This is a genomic window from uncultured Brevundimonas sp., assembly GCF_937870815.1.
Classification (GTDB): domain Bacteria; phylum Pseudomonadota; class Alphaproteobacteria; order Caulobacterales; family Caulobacteraceae; genus Brevundimonas.
Window position 1 is genome coordinate 1 of sequence record NZ_CALMZS010000160.1, and the last position, 7165, is coordinate 7165.

The window sequence follows — 7165 nt, forward strand, 5'->3', positions numbered from 1 at the left end:
CTGCAGGGCCGGCTGCCGATCCGGGTCGAGCTCAAGGCCCTGACCCGCGACGACTTCGTGCGCATCCTGACCGAGCCGGAGGCCAATCTGATCCGCCAGAACCAGGCCCTGCTGGCCACCGAGGACGTGACCCTGACCTTCACCGACGAGGCCATCGGCGCCCTGGCGGACGCGGCGGTGGCGGCCAATTCGACGGTCGAGAACATCGGCGCCCGCCGGCTGGTGACGGTGCTGGAGCGGGTGCTGGAGGAGACCAGCTTCAGGGCCTCCGACCTCGCCGGCCAGACGGTCGCCTTCGACGGTGACCAGGTGCGGGACAAGGTCGCCGACCTGGCGCGCGACGCCGATCTGAGCCGCTACATCCTCTAGCCGGCTGGTCCCGGCCCCGTCCGACCGGGGGCTTGAAGCCGGAACACAGACGGAACATACAGACATGTGCCCGCGGCCACTCTCCACATCGACCTGGTCTTCAGCCGCCCCGCCACCACCCTGTCAGTCACCCGCGGCGCCGCGCGGCTGATGGCGGACATGGGCTATGCGCCGCTGCTCGAGGTCGGCCTGCCCAACGGCCGCCGCGCCGACGTCATGGCCCTGGGCCCGCGCGGCGAGATCGCCGTCTGCGAGGTCAAGTCGGGGCTGGAGGACTTCCGGGTCGACCGCAAATGGGGCGAGTACCGGCCGTACTGCGACCTGTTCTATTTCGCCGTGGCCCCGGAGTTCCCGGCCGACGTCCTGCCGGACGAGCCGGGGCTGATCGTCGCCGACGGCTTCGGCGGGGCGGTGGTGCGCGAGGCGATATCGATCCCGCTGGCGCCGGCCCGGCGCAAGGCCCTGACCCTGGCCTTCGCCCGGCTGGGCGCGCTCAGGACCCTGCGGGATCAGCCGGCCGGCTGAGGCGCCTCCGCCGGGGGCGCGTCGACCACCCGGCCGCCTTCCCCCGTCGACCTGTGGGCGCTGGCGGTGGCGGCGCAGCCCAACAGCGGTTCCCCGCCGATCTCGACCATGGCCGTCAGGGGATAGGTGCGGTCGCTCATGCCGTCGCTGCAGTCGGTGGCGGTCAGGGTCACCTTGAGGGGGTTTCCGGCGGTGGTCGTCGATTCCCAGACGGCCATGGTGCCCTGCATCACGGGCGGGTTCTGCGGCGCCCTCTGCCCGGGCCGGTCGGCGCCGGCGTAGATCATTTCCGAGCCGGTCATCTCGATCGCCCAGAACGGTTCGTTGCCGCCCACGCGCAGCGGCCGGGTCAGGTCGACGCCGGCCAGGACGGGCGCGGGCCCCGGAGCCGGTTCGGGCACCTTGGGCGGGTCCGCCGCCGGCGAACAGGCGGCGAGGGCCAGGCCGGCGAGGGCGGTGAGGACGCAGGCGCGCATGGAAATCTCCCCGTGGCGGGCATGGAGCGCACGACGGGCGCCGCCGTCAAGCACAAGCCCGGCGTGGCGGGAGGGTTGCGGGGCTCAGGGCTGGCCGGGGGCCGCCGTCGCCGAGGCCATCAGCAGGCCGTCGGACGGACGGGCCGGGGCGTTGTGGATGAAGCCCCAGGTCGGATAGACCGTCGTGCCGAGGTCGTTGATCGGATTGTACCAGACCTTGACCGCGCTCCAGTCGCCGCGGTCGGAGACGTCGACGACGGTGACGTTCTCCTCGACCTTGCCGCGGCTGCCGCCCCAGTTGGCGTGGGTGACGCGGATGACCCGGTCGGTCAGCACCTCCGAGACCACGGCGACGTGGCCGCGGCTCATCCGGCCGTTGGGCTGGAAGGCCAGCACCGAGCCGGTCCGGGGCCGCGCGCCGGTCTGGAAGCGGCTCTGGGCCTGCGACCACCAGGTGTGGGCGTCGCCGAAAATCTCGATGCCGGAGAACATCCGGGCGAAGGTCACGCACTGCCAGTACGGCTCTCCGGCCGTGGCCGCGGGGGCGGTCCCGACCGACGCAACAATGCCGAGGGTCGCCGCGACCGCGGCGGCTGCGAGTCGTTTCATCATGCTGGCGCGTTTCCCGACTGCCTCTGGAAATCAGCCTAGACGATAGGCTTCGAGGGTTGAAGAACCCTTTCGGGCGGGTGCGGCCCGGCCCCGGCCGCCTCCCCGCCGGCGGCGCGGCGCCGCGCCAGACCCCGCAAAGCCTTGCGGGCCGGGCGTTCGACGCCGTGATAGGTGGCCGCCGCGGCCACCGGGATGGCGGCCAGAACCGCCAGCCACACAATCACGTGAAGTCGCTTGTCGTCGGCCCCGGTCAGACGCGCCGCCACATTGACGCCGAGCAGCAGCACCGGCGCGCAGACCATGTAGATCGAATAGGAGATTTCGCCGAGATAGACGCCCGCCCTCGAGGCGAGGACGCCGGCGCGGGCGTTGTCCAGGCCGCCGAGGCCGAGGATCACCGCCCCGGCGCACAGCACCGCCAGCGGATCCCACAGCCCCAGGGAGGTGCTGGCCAGCAGGCCCGCGGCGCCGGCCAGGGCGACCCGGCCGGCGTGCGGGACCGGGGCCCGCCGGTGGATCAGATAGAGGGCGCAGCCGAGGGCGAAGCAGGGCACGATTCTCAGCGCCCCCCAGCGGAAGGTGGCCTCGGTCAGCGGAAAGCCGGCCAGCGCCTCGAACGCGGCGTAGAGCGCCAGGGCGCCGCCGGCGACCAGGGCCGCGGCCAGCCACGGCCGCTCGCGCATCCGCCACGCCGCGAGGGCGTAGGCCGGGAAGCCCAGATAGGCGAACCATTCGGCCGAGATCGACCACGACGGGTGGTTGAAGGCGGCGCTCGAGGCCAGGCCCCAGGCGTGGGTCAGGCTCAGGTGGGCCGGCAGGGAGCGCCAGTCGATCAGGCTCTCGCTGACCGTCAGGCCGGCCAGGGTGGCGGCCGCGCCGAGCCCGATCATGCCCGCCAGGGTGACCAGATGCAGTGGATAGACGCGGGCGATCCGGGCCCACAGGAAGCCGCCGTAGCTGAACCCGCGCCGCCGGCCGGCGGCCTCGAGATAGACGTGGCTGAGGATGAAGCCGGACAGGACGAAGAAGACCTCGACGCCGAGATAGCCCCTGGTGACCGCGACGGGCACGAAGCCGACGTCGAGGTGGGGCCAGGCCGAGAACAGCACCACCCACAGGGCGGCGAGGAACCGCAGCGTGGTCAGGGCGCGCAGGTCGGGCGGGGTCTGGACGGGCGTCATGGCCCTCCAGACTAGGCGCGCAGGCTCTAGGAACCGTTAAGCGCCGCCGGCCCGGGCGGCGCGGCGGCGAGGGCCGGATCGACCTCCTCCTGCGGCGGGGCGTCGGCGGGCATTTCGGGCGGCGCGGCTTCGCCGGCGGGCGCCGTCGCCGGCGTTTCGGCGGCCTGCCGGCAGGCCGCCGCGAAGGCGGCCACGGCGGCGATGGCGACGACGGTCCGGCGCATCCCGATCACTCCGAAAGGTCCCGAAGCGCCACCATAGGCATGGTTCGCGGTCATGCGAAAGCGCGGCCGGGGCCGCTCAGTCCACGGGCAGGCCTCGCTCGACGCGGCGGCAGGGATAACGGTCGCGGATGTGGGGGCCGAAGAACCGGCCCTTCGAAAAGGCCTCGCGGAAGGCCGCGTTCACCTCCGGCGGCACCCCGTCGTATTCGTAGATGTCGCCGCTGACGAAGGTCACGCGCAGCCGGCGCTGCGGTTCGTCATAGCTGAAGCGGCGGATGACCCTGGACGGCATGCGGAGGAAACGCCGGATCGCGCCGGCGGCTCCTGCCGCCGCCGGTCAGTCGCGCAGGGAATCCGGCACCAGCCCGCCGTTCTCGGCCAGCTTGCGCCAGACGGCCTTCGACAGGGCGATGTTCTGCTCGGCGCTGCCGTGGGGGCCGGCGTTGACGCCCAGTTCCTGCGCCAGCTCCTTGCGCGCCTCGAGGCTGGATTCCAGCCCGAGCAGCTTGAGCAGATCGACGATCGACGTGCGCCAGTTGCCGGCGGCGTCGCCCTTCAGCTCCGCCATGGAGACCAGCACGGCCTCGACATCGACCGGCGCGGCGGCGGCCGGAGCGCCGGCGGGCGGCGCGGCCTGGGGAGCGGGCCTCGTCGGCGCCGCCTCGGGTTTGTGACCCCGAATCCGGTCCCAGATCGAACTGAAGATACCCATGCGCCTGCTCCTCGTGGTGAAGCCGGGCTAACGCCCCACGCGGGTCAAGGGTTCAGTCCGGCTCGCGCTCGCCCACCTCGACCGGCTTGACGGCCAGCAGCCAGCCGTCGGCGATGTGCAGTTCCGGGACGGCCTCGCGGGTGAACGGCAGGTACCAGGTCGGCCCGCCGGCCGCCGGCGCGATCTCCAGCATGTCGCCGGCTCCGAAATTCTGCACGGACCTGACCGCGCCCAGCACCCCGCCCGCCGGATCGCGGACCTGCAGGCCGACCAGGTCGGCCAGGTAGAATTCGTCCTCCTCCGGCTCGGGCAGGCGGTCGCGCGGGATGTGCAGTTTCAGCCCGCGCAGGGCGTCGGCCTGCTCCCTGGTGGCGATCTCCGTCGCCCGCCCGACCACGCCGTTCTTGTCCGGCCGCGCCGAGGTCAGGGTCAGGCCGACCGAGCCGTCGGCCCTCAGCAGCGGCCCGTAGGACAGCAGGGCCATGGGGTCGGCGGTCCAGGCCGTCACCCGCACCTCGCCCTTGACCCCGAACCCGCCGGCGACCTGGCCGACGAGGATGAGTTTGCTGTCCCGGGTCACGAAACCCTCTCCCATGGGAAGAGGGCCTGGGCGCACGGCCGCGCAGCGGTCGTTCCGGCGCGAAGGGGAGCGGGGCTACGGTGTTTCATTCGGACGCACCATAACCCCACACCCTCCCACCCGCCGGCGCGGGCGGGCCCCTCCCTCTCCCTCTCCCTCAGGGAGAGGGAGCTCACGTCAGGCCTCGGTCTTCTCTTCCTCGGTCGCTTCGGCGGCCGGGGCTTCCTCAGTCGCGGCTTCAGGGGCCGGAGCCTCCTCGGCGGCGGCTTCGGCCGGGGCGGCTTCGGTCACGGCTTCCTCGGCCGGAGCCTCTTCAGCGGCGGCTTCAGCGGCGGGGGCTTCTTCAGCGGCGGCTTCAGCGGCCGGGACCTCTTCAGCGGCGGCCTCGGCCGGGGCTTCCTCGGCGGCGGCCTCGGGCTCGGGCGCCGGAGCGTTCCGGGCGGCCTCGGCGGCGGCCCGGGCCTCCTCCTTGGCGCGGACGGCGGCTTCGGCGGCTTCCACCTTGGCGGCGGCCTCGGCCTCGGCGCGGTCGGCTTCGCGCTGGGCGCGCTCGGCGGCGCGTTCCTGGGCCTTCTTGCCCGGCTCGGCCTTCTTCGGGTTGTTCGACTGGGTCCACTTGACCTTGTCGGCCAGGGTCTCGTCCTGGCTCAGGAAACGGGCCACGCGCTCGGTCGGCCGGGCGCCCTTGCCGAGCCATTCGGCGATGCGGTCGGCCTTCAGGGTGACGCGCTTCTGCTCGCCGTCGCGTGGCAGCATCGGATTGTAGGTGCCGACGCGCTCGATGAATTTGCCGTCGCGCGGCGAGTGGGAGTCGGCGACGACGATATAGTAGTACGGCCGCTTCTTGGCGCCGCCGCGGGCCAGACGAATCTTCAGCATTTCAGTCTCTTTCTGGGAAGTCAGTTTTTCTTGGGAGGGAAGCCCGGCAGGCCCGGAAGGCCTCCCGGCAGGTGTCCGCCGCCGAGGCCGGCGAGCCGGTCCTGGACGGCCTTCATGTCGTCGGCGGAGGGGGCCGGCATCTTGCCGCCGCCCATGGCCTTGAGGCGGGCCATGTCGCCGCCGCCCATGCCCATCGCGGCGGCCATCTGTTTCAGCCCCTTGCCGCCGCCCCTGGACAGCGACTTGACCATGTCGGCCATCTGCCGGTGCTGCTTGAGCAGGCGGTTGATGTCCTGGACCTCGACCCCGGCCCCGCGGGCGATGCGCTTCTTGCGGCTGGCGTTGAGCAGGTCGGGCTTCCTGCGCTCGGCCCGGGTCATCGAGCTGATGATGGCCTCCTGGCGGGCGATCATCCGGTCGTCGATATTGGCGTCGGCCATCTGGGCCTTCATTTTGGCGACGCCGGGCAGCAGGCCCATGATGCCCTGCAGACCGCCCATCCGCTTCATCTGCTGCAGCTGGGCGGCGAGGTCGTCGAGGTCGAACTGGCCCTTGGCCAGCTTCCTCGCCATCTTCTCGGCCTTGGCCTGGTCGAGCTCCTGAGACGCCTTTTCGACCAGGGCGACGATGTCGCCCTGGCCGAGGATGCGGCCGGCCACGCGGCGGGCGTCGAACACCTCCAGCGCATCGACCTTCTCGCCGGCGCCGAGGTATTTGATCGGCAGGCCGGTGACGGCCCGCATCGACAGCATGGCCCCGCCGCGCCCGTCGCCGTCGGCGCGGGTCAGCACCAGGCCGGTCAGCGGCAGCCGCTCGTGGAAGGCCCTGGCGGTGCGCACCGCGTCCTGGCCGGTCAGGCTGTCGGCGACCAGCAGGGTCTCGACCGGCTTGGAAACGGCGGCGACCTCGGCCACCTCGGCCATCAGGGCCTCGTCGAGGGTGGTGCGGCCGGCGGTGTCGAGGATCAGGACGTCGAAGCCCTGCAGCTTCGCCGACTGCAGGGCGCGGCGGGTGATCTGCACCGGGCTCTCGCCGGCCACGATCGGCAGGGTCGCGACCTCGATCTGCTGGCCGAGCGTGGCCAGCTGCTCCATCGCCGCCGGACGGCGGGTGTCCAGCGAGGCCATCATGACCTTCTTGCGATCGAATTTCGTCAGCCGCAGCGCCAGCTTGGCCGAGGTCGTGGTCTTGCCCGAGCCCTGCAGGCCGGCCATCAGGATGACGGCGGGCGGCGTGGCGTTCAGATTGATCGGGACCGGCTCTTCGCCGCCCAGCATCTCGACCAGGCCGTCATGGACGATCTTGACCACCTGGTCGGCGGGCTTGACCGAACGGATGACGTCCTCGCCGGTGGCGCGCTCGGTGGCGAAGGCGATGAAGTCCTTGACGACGGGCAGGGCGACATCGGCCTCGAGCAGGGCCACGCGCACCTCGCGCATGGCCTCGGCCACATCCTTTTCGGACAGGGCGCCGCGGCCGGTGATCCGGTCGAAGACGCCTGTCAGCCGCTCGTTCAGAGCCTCGAACATTCACAACCTCATGCCCATTTTCGCTTCAGGTCACGACGACCTGAATCCAGAAAATGGGCCACTCAGCACCGACGGGTG

Annotated in this window: 9 protein-coding genes and 2 pseudogenes; 2 read left to right on the top strand and 9 right to left on the bottom strand. The window is 72.0% G+C overall.

The window, feature by feature from the left end; translation table 11 throughout:
* Nucleotides 1-369: pseudogene (locus Q0588_RS10305) on the top strand (HslU--HslV peptidase ATPase subunit); the annotation flags it as partial.
* A gap of 66 nt (nt 370-435) precedes the next feature.
* Nucleotides 436-894, top strand: a complete 459-nt coding sequence (gene mmcB, locus Q0588_RS10310; RefSeq protein WP_298745868.1) for a DNA repair putative endonuclease MmcB — start codon at nt 436-438, stop codon at nt 892-894.
* Here the strand turns inward: mmcB and Q0588_RS10315 are convergent.
* The 9 genes and pseudogenes from Q0588_RS10315 to ffh all read right to left on the bottom strand — a co-directional run bounded on the left by Q0588_RS10315 (nt 879) and on the right by ffh (nt 7087).
* The gene (locus Q0588_RS10315) at nt 879-1370 is read right to left on the bottom strand and encodes a hypothetical protein (RefSeq protein WP_298745869.1); all 492 of its coding nucleotides are present in this window, start codon (nt 1368-1370) and stop codon (nt 879-881) included. The genes mmcB and Q0588_RS10315 overlap by 16 nt on opposite strands.
* An 84-nt stretch (nt 1371-1454) precedes the next feature.
* Nucleotides 1455-1982, bottom strand: a complete 528-nt coding sequence (locus Q0588_RS10320) for a CHAP domain-containing protein (RefSeq protein ID WP_298745870.1) — start codon at nt 1980-1982, stop codon at nt 1455-1457.
* A 35-nt stretch (nt 1983-2017) separates the two neighbouring features.
* Complete coding sequence (locus Q0588_RS10325) at nt 2018-3163, bottom strand: acyltransferase (protein WP_298745871.1); 1146 nt, start codon at nt 3161-3163, stop codon at nt 2018-2020.
* A gap of 26 nt (nt 3164-3189) precedes the next feature.
* Nucleotides 3190-3387 carry a hypothetical protein gene (locus Q0588_RS10330; RefSeq protein WP_298745872.1) on the bottom strand — a complete coding sequence of 66 codons (198 nt, stop codon included), beginning with the start codon at nt 3385-3387 and terminating at the stop codon, nt 3190-3192.
* A gap of 76 nt (nt 3388-3463) precedes the next feature.
* The gene (locus Q0588_RS10335) at nt 3464-3679 is read right to left on the bottom strand and encodes a KTSC domain-containing protein (protein WP_298745873.1); all 216 of its coding nucleotides are present in this window, start codon (nt 3677-3679) and stop codon (nt 3464-3466) included.
* Nucleotides 3680-3724: 45 nt separating this feature from the next.
* Nucleotides 3725-4099 (bottom strand): DUF3597 domain-containing protein, encoded by a 375-nt coding sequence (locus tag Q0588_RS10340; protein WP_298745874.1) that lies wholly within the window; start codon nt 4097-4099, stop codon nt 3725-3727.
* Between the two features lie 52 nt (nt 4100-4151).
* Nucleotides 4152-4694 (bottom strand): ribosome maturation factor RimM, encoded by a 543-nt coding sequence (rimM, locus tag Q0588_RS10345; protein WP_298745875.1) that lies wholly within the window; start codon nt 4692-4694, stop codon nt 4152-4154.
* 321 nt (nt 4695-5015) lie between these two features.
* A pseudogene (gene rpsP / locus Q0588_RS10350) lies at nt 5016-5558 on the bottom strand (30S ribosomal protein S16); the annotation flags it as partial.
* 20 nt (nt 5559-5578) lie between these two features.
* Nucleotides 5579-7087, bottom strand: a complete 1509-nt coding sequence (gene ffh / locus Q0588_RS10355) for a signal recognition particle protein (protein WP_298745876.1) — start codon at nt 7085-7087, stop codon at nt 5579-5581.
* Nucleotides 7088-7165: the final 78 nt, after the last annotated feature.

Excerpts from the sequence above, each read along its gene's own strand:
- Q0588_RS10330 (WP_298745872.1), bottom strand. The coding sequence starts at position 3,387 with ATGCGCCGGACCGTCGTCGCCATCGCCGCCGTGGCCGCCTTCGCGGCG.
- Q0588_RS10340 (WP_298745874.1), bottom strand. The coding sequence starts at position 4,099 with ATGGGTATCTTCAGTTCGATCTGGGACCGGATTCGGGGTCACAAACCC.
- Q0588_RS10315 (WP_298745869.1), bottom strand. The coding sequence starts at position 1,370 with ATGCGCGCCTGCGTCCTCACCGCCCTCGCCGGCCTGGCCCTCGCCGCC.
- Q0588_RS10320 (WP_298745870.1), bottom strand. The coding sequence starts at position 1,982 with ATGATGAAACGACTCGCAGCCGCCGCGGTCGCGGCGACCCTCGGCATT.
- Q0588_RS10325 (WP_298745871.1), bottom strand. The coding sequence starts at position 3,163 with ATGACGCCCGTCCAGACCCCGCCCGACCTGCGCGCCCTGACCACGCTG.
- rimM (WP_298745875.1), bottom strand. The coding sequence starts at position 4,694 with ATGGGAGAGGGTTTCGTGACCCGGGACAGCAAACTCATCCTCGTCGGC.
- ffh (WP_298745876.1), bottom strand. The coding sequence starts at position 7,087 with ATGTTCGAGGCTCTGAACGAGCGGCTGACAGGCGTCTTCGACCGGATC.
- Q0588_RS10335 (WP_298745873.1), bottom strand. The coding sequence starts at position 3,679 with ATGCCGTCCAGGGTCATCCGCCGCTTCAGCTATGACGAACCGCAGCGC.